This is a genomic window from Corynebacterium lehmanniae, from assembly GCF_043161975.1.
In the GTDB taxonomy this organism is placed as follows: Bacteria; Actinomycetota; Actinomycetes; order Mycobacteriales; family Mycobacteriaceae; genus Corynebacterium; species Corynebacterium lehmanniae.
Genome location: NZ_CP170998.1, coordinates 189,284 through 216,257, shown reverse-complemented (window position 1 = coordinate 216,257; position 26,974 = coordinate 189,284). Strand labels below are relative to the sequence as shown.

The 26,974-nt window shown below is 67.7% G+C and carries 24 protein-coding genes and 2 tRNA genes; 12 read left to right on the top strand and 14 right to left on the bottom strand.

Annotated elements, in window-relative coordinates:
• Positions 1-9: 9 nt before the first annotated feature.
• Positions 10-1,425 (top strand): AMP-binding protein, encoded by a 1,416-nt coding sequence (locus ACF3NP_RS01060; RefSeq protein ID WP_392398846.1) that lies wholly within the window; start codon positions 10-12, stop codon positions 1,423-1,425.
• Here ACF3NP_RS01060 and ACF3NP_RS01055 read toward each other — a convergent pair.
• The 4 genes from ACF3NP_RS01055 to ACF3NP_RS01040 are packed head-to-tail and all read right to left on the bottom strand — an operon-like array spanning position 1,422 to position 7,034.
• Positions 1,422-1,847, bottom strand: coding sequence for a DUF4233 domain-containing protein (locus ACF3NP_RS01055; RefSeq protein ID WP_181888936.1), 426 nt, complete (start codon positions 1,845-1,847; stop codon positions 1,422-1,424). The two genes, ACF3NP_RS01060 and ACF3NP_RS01055, sit on opposite strands and share 4 nt — an antisense overlap.
• Positions 1,844-3,337 (bottom strand): bifunctional tetrahydrofolate synthase/dihydrofolate synthase, encoded by a 1,494-nt coding sequence (folC, locus tag ACF3NP_RS01050; protein ID WP_392398845.1) that lies wholly within the window; start codon positions 3,335-3,337, stop codon positions 1,844-1,846. The genes ACF3NP_RS01055 and folC overlap by 4 nt, the downstream gene beginning before the upstream one ends.
• The gene (locus ACF3NP_RS01045) at positions 3,338-6,058 is read right to left on the bottom strand and encodes a valine--tRNA ligase (RefSeq protein ID WP_392398844.1); all 2,721 of its coding nucleotides are present in this window, start codon (positions 6,056-6,058) and stop codon (positions 3,338-3,340) included.
• Between the two features lie 22 nt (positions 6,059-6,080).
• The gene (locus ACF3NP_RS01040; RefSeq protein WP_392398843.1) at positions 6,081-7,034 is read right to left on the bottom strand and encodes a malate dehydrogenase; all 954 of its coding nucleotides are present in this window, start codon (positions 7,032-7,034) and stop codon (positions 6,081-6,083) included.
• A gap of 143 nt (positions 7,035-7,177) precedes the next feature.
• On the opposite strand from ACF3NP_RS01040, the gene ACF3NP_RS01035 reads away from it, so the two are divergent.
• A complete protein-coding gene (locus ACF3NP_RS01035) occupies positions 7,178-7,918 on the top strand; it encodes a TetR/AcrR family transcriptional regulator (protein WP_392398842.1) in 741 nt (246 codons plus the stop codon).
• Between the two features lie 10 nt (positions 7,919-7,928).
• Here the strand turns inward: ACF3NP_RS01035 and clpX are convergent, their stop codons facing one another.
• Entirely contained in the window at positions 7,929-9,209 is a 1,281-nt protein-coding gene (gene clpX, locus ACF3NP_RS01030) for an ATP-dependent Clp protease ATP-binding subunit ClpX (protein ID WP_269511204.1), read from the bottom strand.
• Positions 9,210-9,319: 110 nt separating this feature from the next.
• On the opposite strand from clpX, the gene ACF3NP_RS01025 reads away from it, so the two are divergent.
• Positions 9,320-10,081, top strand: coding sequence for an alpha/beta fold hydrolase (locus ACF3NP_RS01025; protein WP_392398841.1), 762 nt, complete (start codon positions 9,320-9,322; stop codon positions 10,079-10,081).
• Between the two features lie 75 nt (positions 10,082-10,156).
• A complete protein-coding gene (locus ACF3NP_RS01020; RefSeq protein WP_392398840.1) occupies positions 10,157-10,798 on the top strand; it encodes a hypothetical protein in 642 nt (213 codons plus the stop codon).
• 64 nt (positions 10,799-10,862) lie between these two features.
• On the opposite strand, the gene ACF3NP_RS01015 is transcribed toward ACF3NP_RS01020, so the two are convergent.
• The 5 genes from ACF3NP_RS01015 to ACF3NP_RS00995 all read right to left on the bottom strand — a co-directional run bounded on the left by ACF3NP_RS01015 (position 10,863) and on the right by ACF3NP_RS00995 (position 14,269).
• Positions 10,863-11,483: an ATP-dependent Clp protease proteolytic subunit gene (locus ACF3NP_RS01015; RefSeq protein WP_034998194.1), complete on the bottom strand. Its 621-nt coding sequence runs from the start codon at positions 11,481-11,483 to the stop codon at positions 10,863-10,865.
• A gap of 30 nt (positions 11,484-11,513) precedes the next feature.
• Positions 11,514-12,110, bottom strand: coding sequence for an ATP-dependent Clp protease proteolytic subunit (locus ACF3NP_RS01010; protein ID WP_181888944.1), 597 nt, complete (start codon positions 12,108-12,110; stop codon positions 11,514-11,516).
• A gap of 433 nt (positions 12,111-12,543) precedes the next feature.
• Positions 12,544-13,899 carry a trigger factor gene (gene tig, locus ACF3NP_RS01005; RefSeq protein ID WP_181888945.1) on the bottom strand — a complete coding sequence of 452 codons (1,356 nt, stop codon included), beginning with the start codon at positions 13,897-13,899 and terminating at the stop codon, positions 12,544-12,546.
• Positions 13,900-13,979: 80 nt separating this feature from the next.
• Positions 13,980-14,056, bottom strand: a tRNA-Pro gene (locus ACF3NP_RS01000).
• A 138-nt stretch (positions 14,057-14,194) separates the two neighbouring features.
• Positions 14,195-14,269: transfer RNA gene (locus tag ACF3NP_RS00995), tRNA-Gly, on the bottom strand.
• A gap of 85 nt (positions 14,270-14,354) precedes the next feature.
• Between ACF3NP_RS00995 and ACF3NP_RS00990 the strand changes: the two genes are divergently transcribed.
• The 5 genes from ACF3NP_RS00990 to ACF3NP_RS00970 all read left to right on the top strand — a co-directional run bounded on the left by ACF3NP_RS00990 (position 14,355) and on the right by ACF3NP_RS00970 (position 19,542).
• Entirely contained in the window at positions 14,355-15,167 is an 813-nt protein-coding gene (locus ACF3NP_RS00990; protein ID WP_392398839.1) for a DUF1542 domain-containing protein, read from the top strand.
• A gap of 60 nt (positions 15,168-15,227) precedes the next feature.
• On the top strand, positions 15,228-16,001 hold the full coding sequence (locus tag ACF3NP_RS00985; RefSeq protein ID WP_392398838.1) for an electron transfer flavoprotein subunit beta/FixA family protein: 774 nt from the start codon (positions 15,228-15,230) through the stop codon (positions 15,999-16,001).
• A 9-nt stretch (positions 16,002-16,010) separates the two neighbouring features.
• Complete coding sequence (locus tag ACF3NP_RS00980; protein WP_392398837.1) at positions 16,011-16,940, top strand: electron transfer flavoprotein subunit alpha/FixB family protein; 930 nt, start codon at positions 16,011-16,013, stop codon at positions 16,938-16,940.
• Positions 16,940-18,349: a cytochrome b/b6 domain-containing protein gene (locus ACF3NP_RS00975; RefSeq protein ID WP_181888949.1), complete on the top strand. Its 1,410-nt coding sequence runs from the start codon at positions 16,940-16,942 to the stop codon at positions 18,347-18,349. Before ACF3NP_RS00980 ends, ACF3NP_RS00975 begins: the two co-directional genes overlap by 1 nt.
• A 155-nt stretch (positions 18,350-18,504) precedes the next feature.
• Entirely contained in the window at positions 18,505-19,542 is a 1,038-nt protein-coding gene (locus ACF3NP_RS00970) for an HNH endonuclease signature motif containing protein (protein ID WP_181888950.1), read from the top strand.
• 58 nt (positions 19,543-19,600) lie between these two features.
• Here ACF3NP_RS00970 and ACF3NP_RS00965 read toward each other — a convergent pair whose 3' ends face one another.
• Genes ACF3NP_RS00965 through ACF3NP_RS00950 form a run of 4 tightly spaced genes read right to left on the bottom strand, consistent with a single transcriptional unit; the run spans position 19,601 to position 24,168 of the window.
• Positions 19,601-20,395 carry an N-formylglutamate amidohydrolase gene (locus tag ACF3NP_RS00965; RefSeq protein ID WP_181888951.1) on the bottom strand — a complete coding sequence of 265 codons (795 nt, stop codon included), beginning with the start codon at positions 20,393-20,395 and terminating at the stop codon, positions 19,601-19,603.
• Positions 20,364-22,139 carry a glycosyltransferase gene (locus ACF3NP_RS00960; RefSeq protein ID WP_392398836.1) on the bottom strand — a complete coding sequence of 592 codons (1,776 nt, stop codon included), beginning with the start codon at positions 22,137-22,139 and terminating at the stop codon, positions 20,364-20,366. The genes ACF3NP_RS00965 and ACF3NP_RS00960 overlap by 32 nt, the downstream gene beginning before the upstream one ends.
• Complete coding sequence (locus ACF3NP_RS00955) at positions 22,136-23,251, bottom strand: glycosyltransferase (protein ID WP_392398835.1); 1,116 nt, start codon at positions 23,249-23,251, stop codon at positions 22,136-22,138. The genes ACF3NP_RS00960 and ACF3NP_RS00955 overlap by 4 nt, the downstream gene beginning before the upstream one ends.
• Entirely contained in the window at positions 23,248-24,168 is a 921-nt protein-coding gene (locus ACF3NP_RS00950; RefSeq protein ID WP_392398834.1) for a glycosyltransferase, read from the bottom strand. The genes ACF3NP_RS00955 and ACF3NP_RS00950 overlap by 4 nt, the downstream gene beginning before the upstream one ends.
• 36 nt (positions 24,169-24,204) lie before the next feature.
• Between ACF3NP_RS00950 and ACF3NP_RS00945 the strand changes: the two genes are divergently transcribed.
• Genes ACF3NP_RS00945 through ACF3NP_RS00935 form a run of 3 tightly spaced genes read left to right on the top strand, consistent with a single transcriptional unit; the run spans position 24,205 to position 26,974 of the window.
• Complete coding sequence (locus ACF3NP_RS00945) at positions 24,205-25,032, top strand: WcbI family polysaccharide biosynthesis putative acetyltransferase (RefSeq protein WP_392398833.1); 828 nt, start codon at positions 24,205-24,207, stop codon at positions 25,030-25,032.
• Positions 25,029-25,892, top strand: a complete 864-nt coding sequence (locus ACF3NP_RS00940) for a glycosyltransferase family protein (RefSeq protein WP_392398832.1) — start codon at positions 25,029-25,031, stop codon at positions 25,890-25,892. Before ACF3NP_RS00945 ends, ACF3NP_RS00940 begins: the two co-directional genes overlap by 4 nt.
• A complete protein-coding gene (locus ACF3NP_RS00935; RefSeq protein WP_392398831.1) occupies positions 25,868-26,974 on the top strand; it encodes a glycosyltransferase family 2 protein in 1,107 nt (368 codons plus the stop codon). Before ACF3NP_RS00940 ends, ACF3NP_RS00935 begins: the two co-directional genes overlap by 25 nt.

Here is a 26,974-nt window from a genome sequence, read left to right as displayed (position 1 = left end):
GTAGCCTTGATGCCCATGGTGCACAGCTCTCCCCTGCCGGATGTCGCGCTGCCTGATGTTTCGCTCGATCGCCTGGTCCCGCGCAGCGGCCTGCCCGCCGTCACGGAGTACGACACCGGCCGCACCGTCACCTACGACGAGCTGGGCGCACTCGCGGACGCCGCCGCCACCCGCCTGCGTCGCCGCGGCGTGGGGCCGGGAAGCGTCGTTGAGCTGCGCCTGCCCAACTCCATCGACTTCGCGGTCGCCCTGCTCGCCGTTTCGCGCACGGGGGCGGCGGCCTGCCTTGTGGGGCATTCGCTTATCGACGCCGAAGCGTCCCGCCTTGCCACCCTCGCCGGCACCACCCACCGTGTCGAGCCGGGCGATCTCGCCGCCGGCCCTGCCGACGACTTCGCGCCCGCCGACCCGGACTCGGTGGCCGCCATCCCGTTTTCCTCCGGCACCACCGGCCTGCCCAAGGGAGTGGAGCTGACGCATCACTCGATTACCGCCAACGCGGTGCAATTCAACGCGGCGCTGGCCGCCAGCGGCATCGGCGCGGGCACCCGCGTGGCCGCTCCCCTGCCGTTTTCCCACATCTACGGGCTGAACACGCTGCTGCTGTCGTCGCTGGCCGCGGGCCGGCACGTGTTCACCGCCGCGCGCTTCGACCTCGCCGAGTTCGCGCGCGCCCACCGCGAGTACGCCATCGAGCTGAGCTTCATCGCTCCGCCGATCGCGCTGGCGCTGGCGAACTCGCCTGCCATCGACCCGGCCGATTTCGCCGCCTGCGCCCACATGGTCTGCGGCGCCGCCCCCTTGGACGAGGCGCTGGCGCGCCGCGTGGAGGACCGCCTCGGCACGGTCATGCTGCAGGGCTACGGCACCACCGAGTCCTCGCCGGTGACCCATGTCGGCATCGCCGGCAGATCCAACCCGGGCACCATCGGCTTCGCCATCCCCAACACCGAATTCCGCGTGGTGGACTTAGGCACCGGCGCTGAACTTCCCGACGGCCACGACGGCGAGCTGCACGTCCGCGGCCCCCAGGTCATGCGCGGCTACCTGCACAACCCAGAGGCCACCCGCAACGCCATCGTCGGCGGCTGGCTGCGCACCGGCGACATCGCGCGGGTGAACCCGGACGCCACGGTCACGGTCGTGGACCGCGCCAAGGACGTGTTCAAGTACCACGGGTTCCAGATCGCCCCGGCCGAGCTCGAGGCGCTCATGCTCACGCACCCGCAGATCGATGATGTGGCTGTGGCCGAGCGCGGCGGCGTGCCGAAGGCTTTCGTCGTAAAGCAAGGGCTTTTAGATGAGGCGCAATTGATGGAGTGGGTTGCGGCGCGCGTGACCGCCTACAAAAAGGTGCGCGCCGTGGCGTTCGTGGAGGCGATCCCCCGCAACGCCGCCGGCAAAATTTTGCGCAAGGACCTTTAAGTGCCCAAGTGCTGGGTGGTGAGGTAGCCGCCGCGCATGCGCTGGACAATCTCGGAGCGCATGCGGATGACGAAGTACCAGACGATGCCGAAGATGATGCCCACGGCCGTAACGGACCAGTGGATGAAGAAGCCGAAGATCAGCGGGATCTGCAGCGCCAGGTCGATCCACAGCGCGGCCGGCTTCTTCTGGAAGAACGCCATCACCACATGCGCCAGTCCGATGACGGTGACGTAGACCCAGTTGAAGGTGGTCCAGTGCTCGCCGCCGTCGACTTTCAGGATGACGGTGAGGATGAGCAGGACCGTGATGGCCTCCATGATCAGCGTGCCGGCGAGCACGCCGGTCAGCCCCGACATCGGGTCCTTGACGGGCGCCTTGCCGGGGCCGAGCGGGCCCATCTGCTGCTTTTTGGGTGTCATTGCGGGTCCTTTCCAAACATGGCGCGGGCCTCGCCGGCGGTGACCACCGAGCCGGTGATAATCACGCCGGAGCCGGACTGCACGCCCACCTCAGCGAGCGCTTCTTCGGCCAGCTCCACGGCGAGCTCGTAGGCGGACGGCAGGTGCTCCTCGACGTGCACGCGCTCGTCGCCGAAAACCTCGCGGGCGGTTTCGGCCAGTTCGTAGGCGTCCGTGGCGCGCGGGGAGCTGTTCTGCGTGATCACGACCTCGGTGAGCACGGGCTCGAGCGCCTCCATGATGCCCAGGGCGTCCTTGTCGCCCAAGATGCCCAGCACGCCGATCAGGCGCGTGAAGTCGAAGTCGCGCTCCAGCGCCGCCGCGAGCGCCTGGGCGCCGTGCGGGTTGTGGGTGGCGTCGATGAAGGTGGTCGGGGTGGCGCGCACGCGCTCCAGCCGGCCCGGCGAGGTGGTGGCGGCGAAGCCCTCGCGCACGGTGTCCGCGTCGAGCGTGCGTTCCGACGACGCGCCGAGGAACGCCTCCACCGCCGCCAGCGCCACCGAAGCGTTGTGGGCCTGGTGCGGGCCGGACAGCGGGAGGAACACCTCCGGGTACTCGCCGGACAGGCCCTTCAGCGTGAGCGTCTGCCCGCCCACGGCCACCTCGGAGGCGGCCACGCCGAACTCCTGGCCGAAGCGGGCCACCGGCGCGCCGATTTCCACGGTGCGCTCCAGGATCACGCGCATCGCGTCCGGGTCCTGCTGGCCGATCACGGCCACGGCATCCGCGCTGCGGATAATCCCGGCCTTCTCGCCGGCGATCTCCCCGATCGTGTCGCCCAGGTAGGCGGTGTGGTCCAGGCCGACGGGCATGATCACGTCCACGTCCGCGTCGACGACGTTGGTGGCGTCCCAGGTGCCGCCCATGCCGACTTCGACCACGGCGACGTCGACAGGCGCATCCGCAAAGGCCGCGAACGCGAGGCCCACCATGACCTCGAAGTAGCTCATGGGCACACCGGTGCGCTCGTCCACCATCTGGATGTACGGCTCAATCTCGCGGTAGATGCGCACGAAATCCGCCGGGTGGATCGGCTCGCCGTCGATGCCGATGCGCTCGGTGACAGACTGCAGGTGCGGGCTGGTCGTGCGGCCCACGCGGTTGCCAAACGAGCGCAGCAGCGACTCCACCATCCGCACCGTGGAGGTTTTGCCGTTGGTGCCGGCGACGTGGATGACCTTGAAGGACTTCTGCGGCTCGCCGAGAAAGTCCATGAGCAGCTCGATGCGCTCCAGCGACGGGTCGATGTCCGTCTCCGGCCAGCGGGCGGTGAGCTCCGCTTCCACCTGCGCGAGCGCGACGAGGTCCTCCTCGCTCACGCCGCGCGGGGCGAGCGCATCGTCCTCGCGCCCCTCCCCCGGCGCGCCGAGGTTGAGCGTCAGACCAGTGTCGGTCTGCTGGATGTCGTACTGCTCCGGAAGTTCGGGCAGCTCGAAATCGTTGTCTGCCACTTAGGCCTCCGGCAGCTGTTCCAGGCGTGCGGTGACGCGCTCGAACTCTTCCTGCGCGACCTGCTGGCGGACCTTGATTTTCTCCACGACCTGCTCCGGCGCGTTGGCCAGGAACTGCTCGTTGGCGAGCTTGCCGCCGGTGGTGTCCAGCTCCTTCTGCGCCGCGGCGAGCTCCTTTTCGAGGCGCTTGCGCTCCGCGGCGACATCCACGGTGCCGGAGGTGTCCAACGCGACGTCGAGGTTGGCTTGGCTCAGGCGCATTTCAATGCTTGCCGACGCGCTAAAGTCCTCCCCCGGCTCCTCCACCCTGGCAATCTGGCGGACCACGTCTTCGAGCTCCGCCAGGTCCGCGGACGCGAAGTCCACGCGCGCCGGCACCTTCTGCGAGGGCTTAACACCCTGGTCGGAGCGGAAGCGGCGCAGCTCGGTGATGAGCTTGATGGCGTCCTCGACGCGGGTGCGGGCCTTCGTGTCGGTTTCGGCGCCGCCGTTGGTGTCGTCCGCGGTCGGCCACGGCGCGATGGTGACGGTTGCCTCGCCGGTGAGCGCCTTCCACAGCACCTCGGTGACAAACGGCATGGTGGGGTGCAAAAGGCGCAGCACGACGTCGAGGACGCGGCCGAGCACGACCTTTGTGGTCTCGCCCCGGTCCTTCTCCTCCGACGAAGCGTCAGCCTCGTCCCGTGGGATCTGGGTTTTGGCGATCTCCAGGTACCAGTCGCACAGCTCGTCCCACGCGAAGTGGTAGAGCAGCTCGTTGGCCTTGGCAAACTGGTAGTCGTCCAGGTAGGCGTCCACCTTGGCGCGCACTTCCTCGGCGCGGTCCAGGATCCAGCGGTCCGCGTCCGTGAGCGCCTCGCGGGCCGGCAGCTCGCCCACGTGCGCGCCGTTCATCAGCGCGAACTTGGTGGCGTTGAACAGCTTGGTGGCGAAGTTGCGGGCGGCGGTGGCGTGGTCGTCGCCGATCGGCAGATCCACGCCCGGGTTCGCGCCGCGGGCCAGGGCGAAGCGCAGCGCGTCCGCGCCGTACTGCTCGACCCAGTCCATCGGGTCGATGCCGTTGCCCAGGGACTTGGACATCTTGCGGCCCTTTTCGTCGCGCACCAGGCCGTGCAGGTAGAGGTGCTCGAACGGAATCTGCGGGCGGCCGTCAGCGCCCTCGCCCAGGATCTCAGGCGTTTCCTGGCCGGCGAAGGTGCCGAACATCATCATGCGCGCCACCCAGAAGAACAGGATGTCGTAGGCCGTGACCAGCACGGTGGTGGGGAAGAATTTCTCCAGCTCCGGGGTCTTTTCCGGCCAGCCCATCGTGGAAAACGGCCACAGGGCCGAGGAGAACCAGGTGTCCAGCACGTCCGGGTCCTGCTCGTAGCCTGCCGGCGGCTCCTCGTCGGGGCCGACGCAGACGACGTCGCGCTCGCCGTTTTCGTCCTCTGGGCCGTACCAAATCGGGATGCGGTGGCCCCACCACAGCTGGCGCGAGATCGTCCAGTCGTGCATGTTGTCCACCCAGTCGAAGTAGCGCTTCTCCATGGATTCCGGGTGGATCTTGGTGTCGCCTTCGCGCACCGCGTCGCCGGACATCTTCGCCAACTCGTCGACCTTGACAAACCACTGCAAGCTCAAACGCGGCTCGATCGGCTCGCCGGAGCGCTCCGAGTGGCCCACGGAGTGCACGTACGGGCGCACCTCCTTGACAATGCGGCCCTGCTCCGCCAGCGCCTCGCGCACGGCCACGCGGGCGTCCTCGCGCGTCATGCCGTCGAAGCGGGTGCCGGTATCGGCGATGCGGCCCTTCTCGTCCATGATGATCGGCATGTCCAGGTTGTGGCGCAGGCCCATCTCGTAGTCGTTCGGGTCGTGCGCCGGGGTGATCTTCACGGCACCCGTGCCCAGTTCCATGTCCACGTAGTCGTCGGCGATGACCTCAATTTGCAGGTCCTCGCGCAGCGGGTGCGGGAAGACCTGGCCGATCAGGTCGGCGTAGCGCTCGTCGTCGGGGTGGACGGCGATCGCGACGTCGCCAAGCATTGTTTCCACACGGGTGGTGGCCACAACGAGGTGCGGCTCGTCGTCGCTGAGCGAGCCGTAGCGGATGGAGACGAACTCGCCCTCGACGTCCTTATACACCACCTCGATGTCGGAGACGGCGGTTTCCAGCACCGGCGACCAGTTGACCAGGCGGTAGTCGCGGTAGACCAAGCCGCGATCGTAGAGCTGCTTGAAGATGGTCTGCACGGCGCGCGACAGGCCGTCGTCAAGCGTGAAGCGCTCCCGCGACCAGTCCACCGAGTCGCCGATGGCGCGCATCTGCGTGGTGATCGTGCCGCCGTACTGCTCCTTCCACTCCCACACGCGCTCGATGAACTCCTCGCGCCCGTAGTCGTAGCGGTCCTTGCCCTCTTCCGCCTTGAGCTTGGCTTCCACCTTGGTTTGGGTGGCGATGCCGGCGTGGTCCATGCCCGGCAGCCACAGCACCTCGTAGCCCTGCATGCGCTTGCGGCGCACCAGGGAATCCATCAGGGTGTGGTCGAGGGCGTGGCCCATGTGCAGCTGGCCGGTCACGTTCGGCGGCGGCAGCACGATCGAGTACGCGGGCTTGTCCGAGGCCGGGTCCGCCGTGAAGTAACCGGCGTCTACCCAACCTTCGTACAGGTCGCGTTCGTGGGCGCTGGGTTCCCACGACTTGGGCAGGTCATTCGCAAGATCGTTCTGAGTCACGCGCCCTATCTTAACCAGCGCCCTAAAACAGCTTGTCGGCGATGGCGGCTTCCTCCCGCAGGGCCTCGATGTTGGCGTTGATGCGGGTCCTTTGGTCGTCGGAAAGCTCGAGCCCCTCGACGAGACGCCAGCTGCCGTCGCTTACGGCCGGGAAGCCGAAGACGAGGCCAACGTCGACGCCGTATTCGCCTGTCGACGGCAACGCCACCGTCGCCCACCGCCCACCTGTGCCCTGCACCCAGTCGCGCATGTGGTCCACGGCCGCCGACGCCGCGGAGGCGGCCGAGGACTTGCCGCGCACGTCGATGATCTCGGCGCCGCGCTTAGCCACCCGCGGGATGAACTCGCCGGTATACCACTCGCGGTCCACCTCCACCGGCTTACCGTCCACCGTGGCGTAGGTGACGTCCGGGAACTGGGTGTCGGAGTGGTTGCCCCACACCACGAGGCGCTCAATGCTTCTCGACGGCACGGCAAGCCGGTCCGCCAACATCGATTGCGCCCGGTTGTGGTCCAGGCGCATCAACGCGTTGAAGCGGTCCTTTGGCACGTCGGGCGCTGCCTTGGAGGCGATGTAGGCGTTGGTGTTAGCCGGGTTGCCCACCACCAGCACGCGGATGTTGTCCGCCGCACCGTTGTTGATGGCCTTGCCCTGGCCGATGAAGATCTTGCCGTTGGCGGCGAGCATGTCCGCCCGCGACTCGCCCTTGCCGCGCGGCTTCGCGCCCACCAAAAACGCGGCCTCGGCGCCGTCGAAAGCCTTCGTCGCGTCGTCGGTGACCTCGATGGAGTTGACCAGCGGCAGCGCGGAATCGGCGAGCTCCATTGCGGTGCCCTCGGCGGCGCGCACTGCGTCCGGGATTTCCAGCAGGGTCAGGTCCACCGGTTCGTCGCCGAACACGTCGCCGGCGGCGATGCGCCACAGCAGGGAGTAGGCGATGCTGCCGGCGGCGCCGGTGACCACAATCTTTGTCATGTGTCTCGCTCCTTCGATCGAAACGTTTGTGTGTTGCCTCACAGTAACCTACCCCCAGCCGGGGCAGAATTTCAGCGCTATACGTCCGAGAGCGGACATCTAGTGCACGATTGAGGGGTATTTCGAGCAGAAAGGGGACGGACGTGACCGACGTTGTCGACAACGCGACTTCCGGCGCGCCCTCCCCCGACACGGTGGTCCGAGCAGCGCTGGTCGCGTTCGCCCGCAAGGGGTACTCCGGTGCGAAGGTGGAAACGCTGGCCAAGAAGACCGGCATGACCAAGCGCATGATCCACTACCACTTCGGCGACAAGCGCGGCCTCTACACCGCGGCGCTGCGCCTCGCGCTCGAGCAGCTGGCGCCGCCGGAGAACATCCTCAACCGCTCGCACGCCGTGCCGGTGGAAGGCATGCGCCGCTTCGTCGACGCGCTCTACCACGCGTTTTTGCACAACCCCGATGCCGTGCGCCTGGTGCTGCGCGAAAACCTGGACCCAGAAGTTAAGGCGGAGGACGCGTCAATGCTCGCCGGCGTGCGCGAGGTGAGCCTGCACGCCGAACGGCTCCTCCTCGCCGGCCAGGACGCCGGCGCCTTCCGCCCCGGCATCACCGCAGTTGACCTGCTCGCCCTGATTTCTTCGCTGTGCTTCTACCGTGTCGGCAACGCCGCCACCGCCAAGCACGTCTTCGGCGTGGATGCGGAAAGCCGCCGCAACGTCGACGGCATGCGCCGCATGGTCATCGACGCCGTGCTGGCGTTTTTGACCTCCAACATCTCGTACTCCGGCTACGAGTCCTACCTGGAGGCCGCCCCGGCACCCGCCGAGGACGCGGAACCGGACGAGCTATTCGATATCTACGGCGACGAAGGCTGGATCGTCTAACGGCCCGTCGCTAAGCAGACTGCTTTTCTTCGGCCTCGATGTACTTCGGCTCCTCCGTGCCGAGCGCCACGGCCTCGTCGACAACGACCTCGGCGACGTTCTCGCGGTCCGGCAGCTCGTACATGATGGGCACGAGCAGCTCCTCCATGATCGCGCGCAGGCCGCGGGCGCCGGTCTTGCGCTCCGCCGCCTTATCGGCGATCACGCCGAGCGCCCCGTCGGTGACGGTCAGCTCCGCGCCGTCCATGGCGAACAGGCGCTGGTACTGCTTGACCAGCGAGTTCTTCGGCTCCGTAAGCACGCGCTTCATCGAATCACGGTCCAGGTCGTTCACGTGCGCGAGGATGGGCAGGCGGCCGATGAACTCGGGGATCAGGCCGAACTTGACCAAATCGCCCGGCTGCACCTGGGCGAGCAGGTCCGCCTCGTCGCGCTGCTCCTTCGAGTCGATCTCCGCGCCGAAGCCGATGCCCTTCTTGCCCACGCGCTCCGCGACCACCTTGTCCAGGCCAGCGAACGCGCCGGCGACGATGAACAGGATGTTCGTGGTGTCCACTTGGATGAACTCCTGGTTCGGGTGCTTGCGCCCGCCCTGCGGCGGCACGGACGCGGTGGTGCCCTCCAGGATCTTCAACAGCGCCTGCTGCACACCCTCGCCGGAGACGTCGCGGGTGATCGACGGGTTCTCGGACTTGCGCGAGATCTTGTCCACCTCGTCGACGTAGATGATGCCGTGCTGGGCGCGGTTGACGTCGAAATCCGCCGCCTGCAGCAGCTTCAGCAGGATGTTCTCCACGTCCTCGCCGACGTAGCCGGCCTCGGTGAGGCTGGTGGCGTCCGCGATGGCGAACGGGACATTGAGCATGCGCGCCAGCGTCTGCGCCAGGTAAGTCTTGCCGGAGCCGGTGGGGCCGAGCAGGAGGATGTTGGACTTGGCAATCTCCACGTCCTCATCGCGCTTGCGGCTGGACACGTTGGACGTCTCAGCCTTGATGCGCTTGTAGTGGTTGTACACCGCCACAGCCAGGGTCTTCTTCGCGGTGTCCTGGCCGATGACGTACTCGTCCAAAAACGCCGTGATCTCGCTCGGGCGCGGCAGGCGGTCCGGGTCGTCCGCGTCCTTCGTGTTCTGCGCGCCGGCGAGCTCTTCCTCGATGATCTCGTTGCACAGCTCGATGCACTCGTCGCAGATGTAGACGCCGCCGCCGGCGATGAGCTTGCGCACCTGCTGCTGGCTCTTCCCACAGAAAGAGCACTTGAGCAGGTTCGCGCTGTCGTGCGTAGTTGCCATATGCGCCTATCTACTCCCGTCTTCGGTCAATCCCCACCGAGTGTAATGCTTGCGTCAAACCGTACCCGCCGCGCCGACACAACTGTCGCGCGCGTGCGAAAATGGGGCCCATGACGTTTCTTCACACGCAAGAATTCGGCACTCCCGACGGCGAAGCGGTGGTGCTGCTCAGCTCCATCGCCACCACCTCTGACGCGTGGTCCGAGGTGATCCCGGCGCTGTCCGGCTACCGCGTGATCACCGTCGACCACCGCGGCCACGGCGGCTCTGGCGTGCCCGCCGAGCGCCCAACGGAGGTGGGCACGCTCGGCCGCGACGTCCTCGCCGCACTCGACGAGCTCGGCGTGGATCGCTTCAGCGTCGTCGGCGTCTCCCTCGGCGGCGCGATCGCGCAGTGGCTCGCCGCGAACAGCGGCCGCGTGGACAAGGCCGTCTTCGCCGCCACCGCCACCTTCCTCGGCGGTGAAAGGGCGTGGGAGCAGAAGATCAACACTGCGCTTCACGACGGCACCTCCGGCCTGACCTCCACCCTGATGGGCAACTGGTTCACAGAAGCTTTCCGCGCGGAGCACCCGGATGCGGTGCAGCGCGTGGCCGACATGATCGACTCCGTCGACGACGAGGGCTACGCCCACAACGGAACCGCGCTCGCCACCTGGGATTTTGCCGGCGAGCTGGGGAAGATCACCTGTCCGGTGCTCACCATCGCGGGCGCGTCCGACCCGACCTGCCCGCCCGAGAAGCTGGCCGAGATCGCCGAAGGCGTGGCCGGCCCGTCTCAGTCAGTGGTGGTGGACCCGGCCGCCCACCAAGTGGCCATAGAGAACCCGGAAGAATTCAACTCCGCACTGACGCGGTTCCTTGGAAGCTAATCCGCTAGCCTGTACACGTTAAACAATCGTGCCCACCGGTGCCCCAACGCTGAGCACCCCGAAAGGAACCGATCCGTGAATCGCAGCCGCACACTTTCTGCCTTCGCCGCAGCCGCCCTCGCCGCGTCGCTGCTTGCCGGTTGCTCCGACTCCGGCGCGGACGCAGAGCCCCTGGCAGAACCCATGCTGGACTTCCCGCAGACCAGCACCACCGCCACCCCGACGCCGACGTCCACCGAGGACGACGACGAGGATGAGGAAACCACCACCTCCACGTCCACCACGACGAAGAAGTCCTCGTCGAGCTCGTCTTCGTCGACCAAGTCGTCCACGCGCACCTCAACGAAGTCCAGCTCTAAGCGCTCGGAGTCGCGCAGCTCCAACGACTCCAACAACGCGGCGCGTGAGCCGGAGCCGGTGCGCGAAACCATCGTCGACGACCGCCCCGGCGCCACCTGCGCCTGGCCCACCCAGGGCGCGGCGTCCGGCAACCAGGAGTACTCCACCTTCTGCGACCGCGAATGGGCCCGCACCGTCACCTCCGACGGCCAGGACTACTACTGGGCCGCCAAGGGCCAGGGCTGGGTCTCCGTCGACCCCGTCACCACCGACGATGGCGGCGTCTGCTGGGCGCGCGAAGACTTCGAAGCTGCGCCGGAGGCCATCCGCAACGCCGTGGCATTCTGCGACCCGGCATCCGGGGAGGCTGAGGAGTAGCCGGAGGTTTCGTCGCAAAGCAAAATGCGCCCGGAAGTGAACCGGGCGCATTTTTTGTGGGCTCTTAGCCGTTGAGCTTGCGGTAATCGAAGACCTGGTCGATGATCCCGTAATCCACAGCCTCGGAGGCGGTGAGGATCTTGTCGCGGTCCGTGTCAATGCGGACCTGCTCCGACGTGCGGCCCGTGTGGTGCGCGAGCGTGTCCTCCATGAGGCGGCGCATGCGCTCGATCTCCGCGGCCTGAATCTCCAGGTCGGACACCTGGCCCTGGGTGCCCTGGGTCGCCGGCTGGTGGATCAGCACGCGCGAGTTCGGCAGCGCGGCGCGCTTGCCCGGCGCACCAGCGGCGAGGATCACCGCGGCGGCGGAGGCAGCCTGGCCCAGGCAGACAGTCTGCACGTCCGGGCGGACGTACTGCATCGTGTCGTAGATAGCCATCAGCGCGGTGAACGAGCCGCCCGGGGAGTTGATGTACATGGTGATGTCGCGGTCCGGGTCCTGGGACTCCAGCACCAGAAGCTGCGCCATGATGTCGTTCGCCGACGTGTCGTCCACCTGGGTGCCCAGGAAGACAATGCGCTCCTCGAACAGCTTGCCGTACGGGTCGATCTGCTTCGTGCCGAAGCTCGTTTCCTCCAGGAACTGCGGCAGCACGTAGCGGGAGTTGGGCATCTGGAAAGTCATAGTGGGTGTCTCCTTAGTTCCTCGTGTGCCTTAGTTCTCGCCGATGGAGTGCTCGCCGGCCTGGGCCGCATTCTCAATGACGTGGTCCACGATGCCGTACTCCTTCGCCTGCATAGCGTTGAACCAGCGGTCGCGGTCCGAATCCTTCGTGATCTGCTCGAATGTCTGGCCCGTGTGCTCCGCGATGAGCTGCGCCATCTCGCGCTTCGTCTCCGCGAACTGCTCCGCCTGAATAGCGATGTCGGCCGCGGTGCCGCCGACGCCTGCGGACGGCTGGTGCATCATAATGCGCGCGTGCGGCAGAGCGTAACGCTTGCCCTTCGTGCCGCCCGAGAGCAAGAACTGGCCCATCGACGCCGCCAGGCCCATGCCGTAGGTGGCGATGTCGCACGGGGAGTACTTCATCGTGTCGTAAATCGCCATACCGGCGGTGACGGAGCCGCCCGGCGAGTTGATGTAGAGGTTGATGTCGCGCGTCGGATCCTCCGCCGACAACAGCAGAATCTGGGCGCAGAGCTTATTGGCGATCTCGTCGTCCACCTGCTGGCCCAGGAAAATAATGCGCTCCCGGAGGAGACGCTCATAAACGGAGTCTCCCAGGTTCATGCCTTGGGTCGGGGAAGTCATAACAGACGCTCCTTTGCTAGTTCATCCGGTAACGCCACTACCCTACTCGGGTGATTCTGTAACTCCGAGCCTGTTCGCTACCGGCGTACGGGTCGGAAGTTTGGGGCCGGTTCGGACCGGTTTTGGGGTGGCCGGCGGCCGGTTCCTGACAGATTACGGCGGGCGTTTGCGGCGACCTGGGGCTATCGTGGCCGCCTGACAGATTCCGCCGCGAAGTGTCGGGGCCGGGGTCCCCCAGGGAGATTTGTTCACTGCGGCGTGAATCAACCGGGTTCCGGGATTTATGCTACCTGGGGAAAGTGAACAAACCATCCGACCAAAACGGAATTCATTCACCGGCACGGTCCGTGGGAGTGAACAAATCTGGCGAAGGAGCCCAGAAAACGCGAAAGCGGCCGGGGCACCAACGCGCCCCGGCCGCTAAGAGAACGGCTTAGTTCTCCTCGGACTCCTCAGCCTCGTCCTCTTCGATCTCGCCGAAGTACTCGTTCGGGTCAACCTTGTTGCCGGCCTCGTCCTCGACCTGGGTGCGGGAGATGGCGATGGCCAGGGCCTTGCCGCGGCGCACGTCGGAGAACAGGTTGGCAATCTGGCCGGACTGCTGCAGCTGGGCCACGAACTGGTTCGGGTCCATGCCGTAGGACTGCGCGGTGAACAGGATGTGGTCGGTCAGCTCCTGCTGGGAGACCTCCGGCTGCTCCTGCTCTGCCACAGCGTCGAGGAACAGCTGGGTGCGCACGGACTCTTCGGCCTGCTCGCGGGACTGCTTGTCAAACTCCTCGCGGGTCGTGCCCTGCGCCTCGAGCAGCTGGGCGAACGCGTTCTCGTCGTGCGCCATCTGGCCCAGCAGCTGGTGGAGCTGGTTGTGCACCTGCTCGTCCACCACGGACTCCGGCAGGGCAAACGTGGACTCTGCCAGGGCGACCTTGAGCACCTCGTCGCGGATGTCCGCGGCCTGCTTGGCCTTGGCGTTCTCCTCAACCTGCTCGCGGGTGGAGTTGCGCAGCTCCTCGACGGTGTCGAACTCGGACGCCATCTGCGCGAAGTCGTCGTCGAGCTCCGGCAGCTTGCGCTCCTTGGTCTGCTGGACGGTGACCTTCACGGTGGCCTTCTCGCCCTTGTGCTCGCCGTACTGGATCTCGGACTCGAACTCTGCGTCCTCGCCGGTTTTCAGACCGCGCAGCGCGGTGTCCAGGCCCTTCATCAGGTCGTCGGCGCCGACGCGGTAGGTCAGGCCCTCGGCGGAAGCATCGTCGAGCTTCTCGCCGTCGACGGTGGCCTCGAGGTCGATGATGGCGTAGTCGTCGGTCTTCAGCTTGCGCTTGGTGTCCTTGAGCTCACCAAAGCGTTCACGGAGGGTGTCCAGCTCGGCGTCGACTGCTTCGTCGTCAAGCTTGAGCTCCGGAACCTTCACGGAGATCTTGGAGAAGTCCGGCACCTCGATCTCTGGGCGCACGTCGACCTCGGCGGTGAACTCGACGACGTCGTTGTCCTCGATCTTGGTGATCTCGATCTCCGGCTGGCCGAGCGGGTTGATCTCGTTTTCCGCCAGGGCCTGCTCGTAGCGGGTCGGCAGCATGTCGTTGACGACCTGCTCCAGGATCGGGCCGCGGCCGAAGCGAGCGTCGATGAGCTGGCGCGGAGCCTTGCCACGACGGAAGCCCGGGATGTTGACCTGCTGGGCGATGGCCTTGTAGGCCTGGTCAATTTCCTTGCCCAGCTCGTCGAACGGCACGCTGACGTTGAGCTTCACGCGGGTGTCGCTGAGCTTGTCGACGGAAGTCTTCACGGATTTCTCCTGTACTAGATCGAAACAACGTTTGTCAGATGTTTATATGTGGCGGGCCCGCGGAAATCACGGGCCCGCCTTGGTCGGGGCGACAGGATTTGAACCTGCGACCCCCTGCTCCCAAAGCAGGTGCGCTACCAAGCTGCGCCACGCCCCGTTGCGGTAAAACCGCACGGTATGAACCACATTCGTTGAACGTGTGTAGTTCAGGACAGTCATTGTAGCGGTGCTTGAATCACTGTCCGCATTGAGGGCACAAAAACACCGGCCCCGCAACCGGAACCGGTGTCTTGTGTGGAGGGAATGACGGGAATCGAACCCGCGTCTTCAGCTTGGAAGGCTGAGGTATTAGCCACTATACGACATTCCCAGGCGCCGAAATCTGCAGCGCTGTGCGGAACTTTAGCGCAGGCGTATGCGTTGAACCAAACACGAACGAAATTTTAGGAGGAGTCATGTTCACCCTGTTGCTCATTTTCTTGATGATCGGCGCGTTGGTGGTGTTGTCGAGTATGAGCGGGCAGCGGCAGATGCCCCAGTCGCGGCGCCAGGTGGCAAGGCAGCAGCAGCTGACTTTCGACGACGCGTACGCCGACGCCAAGCGGTGGACCGACCGCTTGGGCTCGCAGGTGCTGAACCTCTCCGGCAACGACACCGCCTCGCAGCAGGCGATGGCCGATGCCTCCGAGCGCTTCAACGCGGCATCCGCCGGGCTGAGCGAGGCACGCTCCGTCAAGCAGGCGATGCTCGCGCGCGAGTCCGCGCTGGAGGGCCTGCACTACGTCAACGCGGCCCGCGAGATCATGGGGCTGCCCGCCGGCCCGCAGCTGCCGGAGCTGGAGGGCCAGCGCCAGGCAGGTCGCGTAACTGAGCAGCGCACCGTCACGCAGGAGGACGGCACGCAGGTCATGGCGTCGCCGCACGCCACCGCGCAGACGCCGCACTACTACCCCGGCGGCGCCGTCGCGGGCCGCCCGGTGCCGGCCGGCTGGTACTCCACCGCGTGGTGGGGCCCGGCGATGATGACCGGCGTGTGGGCCGCAAGCTCCATGATGTTCTACTCCACCATGTTCGCCGGGATGGCCGGTGTGGCCTCGGCGGAGGCGTTTGAGGCCGGCGGGCTTGGCGACGGCATGGACGGCGCCGGTATGGAAGGCATGGACGGCGCCGGCGACATGGGCGACATGGGCGATGCCGGCGGCGACTTCGGGGACTTCGGCGGGTTCGGCGACGGCGGCGGCTTCGACTTCGGGGGATTCGACTTTTAGCCGTGCGTTACACTGCACAGCGATCGCGAACCCCAGAGAGCTCAAGAGCAAGGAGTGGCCGTGCGCATTGCTGTGCTGCTGAAAGAAGTGCCGGACACGTACAGTGACCGCGAAATGAACCTGGAGACGGGTTTGACGGACCGCTCCGGCGACGTCGTCGCCGACGAGGTCAGCGAGCGCGCCGTCGAGGCCGCGCTGCGCATCGCCGAGGCCGGCGAGAACGTCGAGGTTGAGATCTTGAGCGTCGGCCCAGAATCCTCCGCCGACTCGGTGCGCCGCGGCATCGCCATGGGCGCGAGCGAGGCCTACATCGTCTCGGACGACGCGCTCACGGGCGCGGATGCGACGTTGACTGGTGAGGTGTTGGCGAAGCTCGTCGAGAAGCAGGGCTACGACCTCGTCATCGCGGGCGCCGAATCCTCCGACGGCGGCACCGGCGTCATCGCCCCCTTCATGGCCGAGCTTTTGGACTGGCCGGTGCTGACCAACCTCACCGAGCTCACGCTCGAGGGCGAGACCGTGCGCGCCACCCAGGCCTCCGACGCCGCCACCGCCCAGCTCGAAGCGCAGCTGCCGGCCGTGGTGTCCGTCGCCGACGAGTTCGCGGACCCGCGCTACCCCAACTTCAAGGGGCTGATGGCCGCGAAGAAGAAGGAGCTGCACACCGTCACCCTCGCCGAGCTCGGCGTGGACCCGGCGGACTTCACCCACCCGCGCGCCATCATGGTGGGCATCGAGCGCCGCCCGGAGCGCCAGCGCGGCGAAATCATCGACGGCAATTCCACCTCCGCGGCCCGCCTGGTGGACTTCCTCGAATCCAAGAACCTCATTTAAGGAGCAGCCATGACCCAGATTCTTGTTGTCCCGGACCGCTCCTTCGACGGCTCGGTCAGCCCCGTTGCGGCCGAGCTCATCGGCGCCGCGTCCGCCGTCGGCACCCCGGTGGTGCTGGCGCAGGACAGCGCGCACGCCGAGGACCTGGGCGCTTTAGGCGCCGCCGTTGTGCTGGTGTCTGACGCCCCGCTTATCGACGCAGCTGCCGCCGCGTTCGACGACCTCTTCCCCGCCGCCGTCCTGTTCGCCCACACCGTGCGCGGCCGCGAAGCCGCCGGCCGGTTCGCCGCACGCACAGGCAAGGCGCTGCTCACCGACGCGGTGTCTGTCGCCCGCGACGACCAGGGCATCGTCACCGAGCACCAGAACTTCGGCGGCGTCTACACCGCTACTGCCGCGGCGACGCACTCCGCGCCGGCGATCACCCTGCGCACGGGTGCGGTGGAAAGGCGCGCCGAGGCGGCCGCGCCTGAGGTGCGGGAGTTGGAGGTGGCACCGACGGGACGTCGAGAGGCAAAAGTGCTCTCCGTGACCTCGGTGGAGCGCGCCTCGGACCGCCCCGACCTGCTCACCGCCGACAAGGTCGTCGCAGGCGGCGTGTCCTTGGGCGACGAGGACATGTTCGAAGACCTCGTCGGCGGACTTGCCGACGCGCTGGGCGCCGCCGTCGGCGCCACCCGCTCCGCCGTCGACGAAGGCCAGGTGCCCTACGAGGCGCAGATCGGCCAAACCGGTGTGATGGTCAGCCCGAAGCTCTACATCGGCGTCGGCATCTCCGGCGCGGTGCAGCACCTGGTGGGCATGCAGACTGCCGACACCATCGTGGCGATCAACTCCGACGAGGACGCCCCGATCTTCGACATCGCCGACTTCGGCATCATCGGCGACCTGTTCGACCTGGTGCCGGACATCATCTCCGAGATCGAGGCGCGTAAGTAATGCAGGTAGAACTCCGCCGAGGACTGCCCCGCGTGCCGGGCGGCGAGCCGTGGCCGCCGGCCGGCACCGTCGACGTCGCCGACGCGCCGACCGAGGACACTGCGGCTGACGTTGCACCCGTTGCCGACGCGGCCGAGACCGCAGAGGTGGCGCTGCGCCGCGGCCTGCCGCGCGTGCCGGGCGGCGAGCCGTGGCCGCCGGCCGGGTCGGTGCGCGTCGCGGTGCCCGCTGCCGCTGGTGCTTCCGCCGCGGCCGCCGACGTTGCCGACGTTGCCGAGCCGGCGCACACCGTCGAGGTGCCGCTGCGCCAGGGCCTGCCCCGCGTCGAGGGCGGCGAACCGTGGCCGCCCGCCGGCACCGTGCGCGTCGCCGCGCCGGAGCCGGAAGCCGAGCCGGAGCCACAGCCCGAGACCGCGGCGCCTGTGGCGGCGACGGTGGTGGACGATGCTGTCGCCAAGACGGCCCCCGAGCCAGCCCCGAAACCGGCTCCGAAACCAGCCCCGCAGCCGGCACCCGCGTCGGCGACGGCGGGGAAACCGGAGGGCGTCGTAAGGCAATGGCTCCCATGGGCGATCGGTGCGCTGCTGCTGCTCGCCGCGGCCGTGTTCGGCGCGCGCTGGTACGTGGGCACCGAGGCCGGCGCCGACTTCATCGCCCGCTACAACGGCATCCAGCCGCTGCCGGACAACGCCCCCACCGGGCTGCCCGGCTGGCTGAACTGGGCGCACTTCTTCAACATGTTCCTGATGGCGCTGATCATCAAAACAGGCATTGACGTGCGCCGCGAGAAACGCCCCGCCGCCTACTGGCAGCCGAAGAAGGGCGGCAAAAAGATCTCGGTGACGCTCTGGCTGCACCAGCTTCTCGACGTCGCGTGGGTCGTCCTCGGCGTGGTGTTCTTCGTGCTTCTGTTCACCACCGGCCAATGGATGCGCATCGTGCCCACCAGCTGGGACGCGATCCCGCACGCGGTGTCGGCGGGCCTGCAGTACCTGTCGCTGGACTGGCCGACGGAAAACCCCTGGCTGTACTACAACGCGCTGCAGGAGCTGTCGTACTTCGTCACCGTGTTTATCGCCTCGCCGCTGGCCATCGTGTCTGGTTTCCGCATGAGCAGCATGTGGCCGGCGTCGTGGAAGGCGGTGCCGGTGTCGTGGGCGCGCGCGGTGCACTTCCCCACCATGATTTACTTCGTGGCGTTTGTGGTGGTGCACGTGTTCCTCGTGCTCACCACCGGCCTGCGCGGCAACATGAACGCGATGTTCGCCGCGCGCGAGGACGCCACCAGCTGGATCGGTGTGGTGTTGTTCCTGGTCGCGGCGGGTGTGACGGCGTTGGGCTGGTTCTTCGCGCGCGCCTCGGTGGTCGCGCCTGTGGCGGGCAAGACCGGCAAGGTGTCCAAGCGCTAAAACTTTGCAACGTATACCGCGGTGGCGTGCTTGCGCCACCGCGTTTTGCGTTTCTGTGGACAACTGTGTTGCGGCGTCAACAACCGGCGGGGGTTATCCACAGATTTTGATTTGGGTCTTGTTTGGTGTTGTGTGGCCGCCATAGCTTTCAGGCCATGAACTTCACCGACTTTGTTTCCGCAGGCGTTTCCGTCCTCGCCGACTTCGACCGCGATGTAGCCATGGCCGCCGGCCTGTCGTCTGGCCGGGTCCGCGACTTGGCGCGGGTGCACCACACCTACTTTGGTCCGACCCAATTCACCCGCAAACAACGCGACGCACTCGAAGCAGCGCACGGTCTGCCGGTCGACCAGCTCGTGCACATCGAGAAAAAACTCCTCGCCGTCGAAGGCGCCGCCGAACGCTGGCGCATCCGACTCGACCTGGTGCGCCACCGCGGCTCCTACCGGGCGTTGACCAAGCGGATCAAACGGCTGATCAAACAACCCGTCAAACCCGCCCCACCCTCGTGCAAGTTTTCCCGCTCCAAGGCCGGCATGCGCACCATGATCCTCACCTACAACGAGCGCGACCTCGCCGATCTTGAGCACCTGCTGCGCAAACTCATCGACGCAGACGACCCCGCCGCCGCCCAAATGGCCCACACCCTTATCGGGATCCTGCGCGACGGCAAAGGCATACCGAAGGCGAACTTCCGGCCGATCATCCTGGTGCCGATCGCCGACTGGGCCCGCATCCAATCAGGCCACGCCGACGAAGTCACGTTGATCTGCACCGACGGCACCACCATGACCGGTGCCGAGTACATGGAGCACGAATTCGGCGACATACTCGAAGTCGCCGCGTTCCACCCCCAAGAAGGCCCGGTCAACCTGTACTACGCCGAGCGCTGCGCCAACGCGAAGCAGAAGGTCATGTCGAAGCTGCTCTGCCCGGCCTGCGCGTTTCCCGACTGCAAACACTCGGCAGAGACCACCCAAACCCACCACATCAACGCGTGGCGCTACGGGGGAATGACCAACATGGACAACCTCGCCGAACTGTGCCCCTTCCACAACGGGGTCAACGCCGACAACAGGCAAGGCCCGTTCGGCTACATCGACAACCCCAACGCCCGCATCCACTGGGTCGCACCCAACGGCACACGCGTCCCCATGACCACCCCGGGCGCGATGGAGCTGCTCTTCGACTAACCACACACCGAAAACCCGCCCCGAAAGGGCGGGCACATCGGCATGCCCAAAAACGGCGCTACAGCGGGCGGCCCATGTCGGTGCGGGAAATCTCCACGGCCTTGCAGATCACCTCGGCCAGCGCGGCTTCGACGCGCACGCGCGACTCGTCGTTTTCCAGCAGGTCTTTGCGCACCTCGAACATCACGGCCAAAACGGAGGTGTTTTTGTCGTAGTCCACCGGCACGTACGCCCCGGCGAACGGGGTGTTGCGTTCGACGTTGAAGCCGGCGGCGGTGAAGGTGCGGGCGGCTTCGTCGGCAAGCACGGCGGGTGTGTGCACGGAGTGGGTGCCGATGCACACGTCCGGCAGGAGTTTGCCGGGGTGGATGCGGTACTCGTCGGGCTGGTTGTTGTACGAGTGCACGTCCACGATCACGGCGCAGCCGCAGTCCTGGATGCGGCCAGAGACCAGCTTCGATACGGCGTCGGCGTACGGGAAGTAGTACTCGGCTTTCAGGTCTGCGACGTCCATGTCCAAAGGCCGCAGCGGGTTGCCGTCGCCAAGCTTGAGGAAGATGGCGCCGCGCCCGGTCGAGTCCATGGATTCGCGTTCGTTGGAGAACCGCCCCGGGTCCGCGACCAGGCGCGAGAGGTTGTTCACGATCATCCACGGCGCGCACCCGGACTGCTCGGCGGCGGCCGCGGCGAGGGTGTCGGTGTGGTCGTCGGTGACGCGGTCGAGCTCGCGCGCAATCTGGTCGTCGGTGGCGATGAAATCAGCAGCAACCTCGGCCGGGATCTCGCGCGACGCGTGCGGCACGTGCACGATCACCGGGCAGTCAGTGCTTCCCTCGTGGATGGTGAAGTTCATGGTTCCGCAGGATATAGCGCTTCGGGGCTTCTTGCTTCTCGACGGCACCTTCGGCCTCGAACGCCTCCAACCAACCTTCCATGGGGAAGGTTCCCCATTTGTCGTGGAACCGGTTGGCGTTGGCGACGATGTCCTCGATGTGTTCCCACGGCGGCGAGGACACGGGGTGCCACTGGTGGTAGGCGTGGGCCCCGCCGACCCAGACGAGCGGGGTGCGGTGGCGCTCAAGTTCGCGGGCGAAGTCGGTGTCTTCCCCGCCGTAGCCCTCGAAGGTGGGGTCGAAGCCGCCGAAGTCGTGCTCGATGCGCTCCCACGTTGTTGCGGTCAGCGCGAAGGACAGGGACCAGAACAGGTTGTAGTTGTCGGCGTCGACGAGCTCGCCGTCGTCCGGATTGGGGCGGGCGGGGTGCGGCTCGGGGTCGGTGACGCGCAGCTCGCCCTGCTTCATGTAGGTCACCGGACCTGCGGCGACGGCCTCGGGGCGCCGCGTGAGCGCCGCGACGTAGCGCGGCACGAGCGCGTCGGAGGCGAGGCAGTCCGCGTCCAGGAACACGAGCACCTCAGCGCCGCGTTCGATGGCCACCTTCGCGCCCAGGTTGCGGGCGGCGGCGAGGTTGCGCGGTCCTGGAACCACGCAGCTTTTCGGCACCGCTTTGGCCAACTCGTCCACATCATTCAGTGCGACGGTGACGTGGTCGACGCCCATCGGCATGAGGTTGACCTGGTGAGTCAGGTGGTCGCGCCGGTTGACGTCGGCGAGCGTGATCACGCAGGTCGCCGGCTGGCCGGGGTCCCCCGCCACGCTGGCGATGACCTCGGCGGCCCGGCGCGCCGCGCCGTCTGTCTGCCAACGGGCCCAGTCGGTGTCGCGGCGTCGCAGCAGTTCGGGCCATTCTTCGGGGGCGGGGAAGGCGTTTCGTACCGTCGCCAAGCTTTCGAGTGCTTTCGCGCCCGCTTTTTGCTCGGTGAAGGGGCGCGGCTGCGGCAGGATTACCGCCGGGGTGTCGGTGGCCGCCAGGTCCGCCACGGAGTTCTGCCCGCCGGCGGTCACGGCGATGCCCGCGGACTGCAGCAACTCCGTCGGGTCGTCGACGTGGTTGTCGCCGCCCAAAAACGTGAAACGGTACTCGGGGCAGGCGGCCTGCACCGCCTCCCAGTCGGCAGGCGACCACGTCGAACCGCCCAGGCCCGCCATCACCACCACGTGGTTCGGGTCGCGCTCGACACCCTCGCGCGGGGTCAGCCGCGAAATCCCGCCGACAGCGTGCAGCCGGTCGGCGTGCGCGCGCAGGTGATCGGGCACCTCGACCCAGTCCGGCCACGCCGCGACGATCGCGTCGGCCTGCGAATAGGCGAGCTGGTGCGGGGCGTCGCCGCGGTAGCCCGGCATCGCGTGCACCACCACCGGCACACCCATGATCCGCACGAACGCGGCGACCTCGTTGGACACGTCCACGTAGAACGCCTCCGGCTGGTTCTCGGCCACCCAGTCGGCGATCTGCGCGAACCTTGATGCGATCTGCGGCGCCCCGTACGGCGCGTAATGCAGCGTGCCCCCGGCGGTCATCGCGCGCCCGCTGCGCAGTTCGCGTGGGCCGGCGCTGGCGTCGTCGAGAAGCGCAACGTCCCCGCCCGTCGTGGACAAAATCTGCGCCTCATGCCCCATCGCGCGCAGCTCGCGCTGGATGGCGCGGCAGCGGTGCAGGTGCCCGGAGCCGTGGTGGTGGGCGTAGATCCCGATCATTGTCCTACCTTTCCAAACGCCGCCACCTGGCGGAAGATGTCGGTGTAATGCTTCGCGGTTTGGGAAAGCGAATGCCTCTCGACGACCCAACGGCGCACCACGTCCCTCTCAATCCCCCGCGCCTGGGTGATCGCGGCGGCGAGCGCGTCGACGTCGTCGGCGGGGGCGAGGGCGGCGGGGGCGTCGCGAAGCAGCTCGCCCATGCCGCCGCGGCGAAACGCCGCAACGGGGGTTCCGCACGCCATCGCCTCGAACGCGACGAGGCCGAACGGTTCCTCCCACCGCGGGCTGACCACCGCGACGCCGCACCCGGCAACCAGGCGCCGCAGCTCGGCGTGGGAGAGCTCGCCGATCCACTGCGCGTCGTGCCCGAGCCGCGGCTCGATTTCGTCGCGGAAGTAGTGGTGGTCGCCGTTGCGACCTGCCAGGACGAGGGGGATGCCGGCGGTGCGGCAGGCGTCGATAGCCAAATGCGCGCCCTTTTCCGGCACGAGGCGGCCAAACCACACGGCGATGTCGCCGCCGTCGCCGGGACGCCACAGGTCCACGTCGACGCCGTTGGGGATGATCACCGGCTCGCTGGGCAGGCGCCAGTCGCGCGCGGTGGTGCGGCTCACGGCGGCGAACCGCCCGGCGCGCAGGCCCGCTGCGGTGATGGCGGCCTGGATCTCGTCGACCATCGGGGTGTGCAGCGTGGTCAGCATCGGCAGCGGCTCCGGCGACGCGGCCGAGGGGAAGATGTACGGGTTGAGGCTGTTGTTGTGCACCACGTCGTAGCCGCGGGCGACTAACAGTCGGCGCAGCTGCACAAACGCGGCGTTTTCGCGCTCGCGGCCGCCTTCGGGGTAGGTGGTGTCGGTGGCGTCTGCGGCGTCCGCGCCCCAGTCCACCCCGGGCAGTTCGAGTGTCTTGTCGTTGCCGTCGGAGCCTTCGGCGGCGAAGAAGTCCACGTCGTGGCCCAGGTCGCGCAGGGCTGCGACCATGGTGTGGCAGAACGCTTCCAGCCCGCCGGCGTAGGGTTCGCGCACCGGGTAGCGCGCGGGCCCCACCAGTGCGATGCGCAGCTTGCCGGTGCGCGAGGCGCGCGGCGCGGGTTTCGCGGCAACGGTCACTCGCTCACCACTTTCCTGTAAATCTCCTCGTGCGCGCGGCGCACCTCGTCCAGCTGTTTCGCCCGGTCGCCGGCGTACGGCACCGGCCCGCGCGCGAGCAGCCGCGCCGCAGCCTCACCGGCCGCGCGCCCGTCGCCGGTCCGGTAGACCTCCACCGCGTCGCGCGTGTCGGCTTGCCCGGCGTAGCAGCCGCAGTCCGGCACCGCCACGGGAACGCCGAGGTCGCGGCACATCTCCAGCCACCCTGAGTGTGTGCCGCGGGTGTAGGGCAGCACGCACACCCCGGCGCGTCCCACGGCGGCGTGCAGCTCGTCGTCGCTCATCGGCTCGTGCACCACAGTGCCTATCGACGCAAGCTCCGCTCCCCCATGCACATACACATCCAACGGCACCCGCGCCGCGATATCGCGGTAGAACTGCGCGTCCGAAACCACGTTAGAGCGCACCGACTTCAAAAACACCGCCGCGCGATCGCCCGGCTCCACCGCCACCGGCTCCTGAACGATCCGCGGGTGCGGCACCACCCGCACGTCGCCCGCGCCGAAGTCGCGGGTAAGAATGTCGGCGGCTTGGTCGGTGAGGGTGATGAGGGCGGATGCTTCGTCGATAAGCAATTGCAATCGCTCGTGATGCTCGGTCTGGTCCTCAAGGTGCGGGTTGTCCAAGTCGTGGACGGTGAGCACCAGCGGCACCGGCAGCGCGCGGCAAAGCTCCGCGATCTGCGCGGGCGTGCGGTGCTCGAAACCGAAGTGGACGTGCACGAGGTCCACCGCGGGCGGGTCGCGCCAAAACTCGGCCTCGAAGGCGGGGTGCGGCCACCAGTTGCCGTCGATGTCCGGGTCCGGCAGAAACTCCACGCCAGCAGGGCGGATAGCCTGCGTGTACGGGTGACCGGAGGGAATAGACAGAACGCGCACCCCACTAATATAAACGTTTTCGCATACTGTGTTGGCATGTCTTTGCTCGTCGTTGTTGGCAACTGCCAGGCGGAGTCCACGCGCAAGCTGCTCATGTCCACCGGGCACTTCACCGGCGAGCGCATCGCCCCAGTCCACGAGCTTGAAGCAGCAGACATGGGGTGGTTTCTGGACCTGGTAGCCCGCGCCGACGTGCTGGTGACGCAACCGATCCGCGACAACTACCGCGGCCTGCCCGTGGGCACCCGGCAGCTGCGCACGTCGGCGCGGCGGGTAGTCGTGCCGGTGCTGCGTTTCGACGGGCTCATGCCCCACCAGGCCATCATCCGCGACCCGGATGACCCGTCGTTGAACCCGCCGGTGGTGCCGTACCACGACCTGCGCACCTTGGCCGTGGCCGCGGGGTATGCCCCGGCCGCGCCGCCTCCGCCGGATGCGTTGCGCCGCGCAGCCGCGATGTCCGTCGAGCAGATGCGGGTGCGCGAGCGCGCCCACGGCGCGGTTGTCGTCTCGGACTACCTGGAGACAAACCCGGTGTGGCACACCGTCAACCACCCCGACAACGCCACCCTTGCGTTCATGGCGTCGCGTGTGTTAGAGGCGCTCGGGCTTTCCGACGCCCCGACCGCCCCCGACTACGAAATGCTCGGCGGGCTGGACGCGCCCGTCGACGCCGAGGCCGCCGACGCCCTGGGTGTTTCGGTGCACGGCCGCGATGAGTGGCGCGAGCGCGGCGGCGGGGTCATCGACGCCGACGAGATCCGCGCCGCGCAGCTGGAGTTCTACCGTGAGCGCCCGGCGCTGGTCGCCCACGGGTTGCAGCGCCACGCGGAGCGCCTGGCGAATCTAGGGTTGGTGCAATGAAACATCTCATCGTCGGCCCCGCGGGCCACGGGGTGACCGAATACGCCCTCGGGCTCGCCCGCGCCACCGGCGCCGAGGTCGTCCGGGAGGAGACGTTCGGCGATACCCCGCTCGCCGGCCCCGTCCACGTCACGTTCACCGACCACCTTTTCGGCGACACGGCCGAGCGCCTTTTGGCGCGCATCGACGGCCCGCTGTCCGTGAGCCTGCACGACATCCCCCAGCCCGAGGAGGGCGCCGAGCGCTACGCCCGCCGCGCCGGGGTCTACCGCGAGCTGGTCGAAAGGGCGGACGCCGCGGTGGTCAACTCCGACCACGAGGCGTCCTTCTTCGACGCCGCAACAACCGTGATCCGCCTGCCCATCCCGGTCATCGACTCCCCTTTCAACCCCGAGCCGGGCAGCGTCGGCGTGCTGGGGTTCCTCTACCCCGGCAAGGGCCACGAGGACCTCATCGCAGCACTGCCGGACCGCCGCCTGCGCTTCCTCGGCGCGGTCTCACACGGCCACGAAACATGGGCCGAAAACCTCGACGCCGAGATCACGGGCTGGCTTTCCGACGCCCAACTCGCCGCCGAGATGGGCCGCATCGCCGTACCGGTGTGCCCGCACCGCCACTTTTCCGCCTCCGGCTCGCTGATGGCCTGGCTGGGCGCGGGCCGCACCGTGCTGGTGCGCGACTCCGCCTACGCCCGCGAGATCGACGCGTGGCTGCCCGGGCGCGTGACGTTGGTGGCTGACGGCGGGTGGCGGGAGGCCGTCGATAAGCATGTGCCCAAGCAGATGGACCCGCCGCGCTACGGCTGGGCCGAGGTCGCGCAACAGTGGGAGGAAACATGGCGTTTAGCTGGCCTGATGTGAGCGTGGTCATCCCGCACTACAACGACGCGGATGCGCTCGAACGGGTCGTCGCGGCGGTGCGCGCGCAGGACTACGCGGGCGAAGTGGAGATCGTCGTGGCCGACGACGGCTCCGCCGAACCGCCCGAAATCGAGGGGGTGCGCGTGGTGCGCCAGGAGGACAAGGGCTTCCGGGCGGCCGCGGCGCGCAACCTCGGCGCGGACGCGGCGCGCGGCGAGGTGCTCGCGTTTCTCGACGCCGACACCGTGCCCGAACCCGGCTACCTCTCCGCGGTCGTGCCGCACATCGTGGGGGATGCGCGGGCGGTGGTCGTCGGCGCGCGCCGCACCGGCGCCGAGGACAAAGAGCCGCAATGGCTTATCGACGCCTGGTCCGCCACCGCCAACCTCCGCAACGCCGACCACAGCTCATGGCGCTACATCATCTCGGCGGTGCTGACGTGCTCGCGCGAGTTCTTCGACGAGGTCGGCGGCTTCGACGGCACGCTCGTCGGCTACGGCGGCGAGGACTGGGAGTTCGGCTTCCGCGCCTGGAACGCCGGTGCGAGCTTCGTGCACGAGCCGGCGGCCGTCGCGCACCACGCGGAGGAGGACTTTGGCAAGCGTTACGACGACCCGGCCGCCGCCACCGCTGTCAAAAACGCCGAGTCGCTGGCGCTGGCCCGGCGCGTGACGCACCCACTGGCGCGGCCGGACGGGGTCATCTTCGACACCTTCGACATGCAGGTGGAGGTCCCGGAGCTGGACGGCGAGGGGGTGCGCGAGTTCGTCATCTCGGAGTGGCTGAAGGTCGGCGCGTACGTTCGGGTGGCGGAGGTGCCGGCGCTGTTCGCGGACGACCCGCGAGTGGGCACCGACGAGGTTGACGCGCGGGTGAACATCGCCGTCGGCGCGGGCTGGGCGCCGCAGGATATGGCCGCGCTTTTGGCGGTGGAGTACGTGCTCTGCCCCGACGGCACGGTGGTGCGCACGAAGCGCGCCGCCGCGCTGGAAATGGAGCCGGTCACCGCGAACCCCGAGGACATCGGGATGACCCCGGTTGCGGGCCCGCTGCAGCTGGAGCGCTACTTCGCGGGCTGGTGA

What these genes read in the sequence shown, in the direction of transcription:
- ACF3NP_RS00945 (WP_392398833.1), top strand. Translation starts at nt 24,205, where the DNA reads ATGTCTTTGCTCGTCGTTGTTGGCAACTGCCAGGCGGAGTCCACGCGC.
- ACF3NP_RS01025 (WP_392398841.1), top strand. Translation starts at nt 9,320, where the DNA reads ATGACGTTTCTTCACACGCAAGAATTCGGCACTCCCGACGGCGAAGCG.
- ACF3NP_RS01015 (WP_034998194.1), bottom strand. Translation starts at nt 11,483, where the DNA reads ATGACTTTCCAGATGCCCAACTCCCGCTACGTGCTGCCGCAGTTCCTG.
- ACF3NP_RS00990 (WP_392398839.1), top strand. Translation starts at nt 14,355, where the DNA reads ATGTTCACCCTGTTGCTCATTTTCTTGATGATCGGCGCGTTGGTGGTG.
- ACF3NP_RS00965 (WP_181888951.1), bottom strand. Translation starts at nt 20,395, where the DNA reads ATGAACTTCACCATCCACGAGGGAAGCACTGACTGCCCGGTGATCGTG.
- ACF3NP_RS00960 (WP_392398836.1), bottom strand. Translation starts at nt 22,139, where the DNA reads ATGATCGGGATCTACGCCCACCACCACGGCTCCGGGCACCTGCACCGC.
- ACF3NP_RS00940 (WP_392398832.1), top strand. Translation starts at nt 25,029, where the DNA reads ATGAAACATCTCATCGTCGGCCCCGCGGGCCACGGGGTGACCGAATAC.
- ACF3NP_RS00975 (WP_181888949.1), top strand. Translation starts at nt 16,940, where the DNA reads ATGCAGGTAGAACTCCGCCGAGGACTGCCCCGCGTGCCGGGCGGCGAG.
- ACF3NP_RS01010 (WP_181888944.1), bottom strand. Translation starts at nt 12,110, where the DNA reads ATGACTTCCCCGACCCAAGGCATGAACCTGGGAGACTCCGTTTATGAG.
- ACF3NP_RS00970 (WP_181888950.1), top strand. Translation starts at nt 18,505, where the DNA reads ATGAACTTCACCGACTTTGTTTCCGCAGGCGTTTCCGTCCTCGCCGAC.
- clpX (WP_269511204.1), bottom strand. Translation starts at nt 9,209, where the DNA reads ATGGCAACTACGCACGACAGCGCGAACCTGCTCAAGTGCTCTTTCTGT.
- ACF3NP_RS01040 (WP_392398843.1), bottom strand. Translation starts at nt 7,034, where the DNA reads ATGACAAAGATTGTGGTCACCGGCGCCGCCGGCAGCATCGCCTACTCC.
- ACF3NP_RS00935 (WP_392398831.1), top strand. Translation starts at nt 25,868, where the DNA reads ATGGCGTTTAGCTGGCCTGATGTGAGCGTGGTCATCCCGCACTACAAC.
- ACF3NP_RS01055 (WP_181888936.1), bottom strand. Translation starts at nt 1,847, where the DNA reads ATGACACCCAAAAAGCAGCAGATGGGCCCGCTCGGCCCCGGCAAGGCG.
- ACF3NP_RS01060 (WP_392398846.1), top strand. Translation starts at nt 10, where the DNA reads ATGCCCATGGTGCACAGCTCTCCCCTGCCGGATGTCGCGCTGCCTGAT.
- ACF3NP_RS00980 (WP_392398837.1), top strand. Translation starts at nt 16,011, where the DNA reads ATGACCCAGATTCTTGTTGTCCCGGACCGCTCCTTCGACGGCTCGGTC.